The 548-nt window shown below is 63.9% G+C and carries 1 protein-coding gene; it reads left to right on the forward strand.

What is annotated here, in order from left to right; genetic code table 11:
* On the forward strand, positions 1-548 hold a 548-nt coding region (locus QYH69_RS35995; protein WP_308836350.1), incomplete at both ends, for an aconitase family protein.

Below are 548 nucleotides of genomic sequence, written 5' to 3' on the forward strand. Positions count from 1 at the left end.
ACCGAAGACGACGGCACGACGCTTCTTTATATCGACCGTCATCTGCTGCATGAGGTCACGAGCCCGCAGGCGTTCGAAGGCCTGAAGCTGAACCAGCGCCCCGTGTGGCGCATCAGCGCGAACCTCGCCGTGTCCGACCACAACGTGCCCACCACCGACCGCAGTCACGGCATTGCCGATCCCGTTTCGAAGCTGCAGGTCGATACGCTCGATGCGAACTGCGATTCGTTCGGTATCACGCAGTTCAAGATGAACGACATGCGGCAGGGCATCGTGCACATCATCGGGCCCGAGCAGGGCGCGACGCTGCCGGGCATGACGATCGTCTGCGGCGATTCGCATACGTCGACGCACGGCGCGTTCGGCGCGCTCGCGCATGGCATCGGCACGTCGGAAGTCGAACACGTGCTGGCCACGCAGACGCTGCTGCAAAAGAAGAGCAAGAACATGCTCGTGAAGGTCGAAGGCACGCTGCCGCGCGGCTGTACCGCGAAAGACGTCGTGCTGGCGATCATCGGCAGGATCGGCACGGCGGGCGGCACCGGCTA

It is taken from the genome of Paraburkholderia sp. SARCC-3016 (assembly GCF_031119615.1).
Classification (GTDB): domain Bacteria; phylum Pseudomonadota; class Gammaproteobacteria; order Burkholderiales; family Burkholderiaceae; genus Paraburkholderia.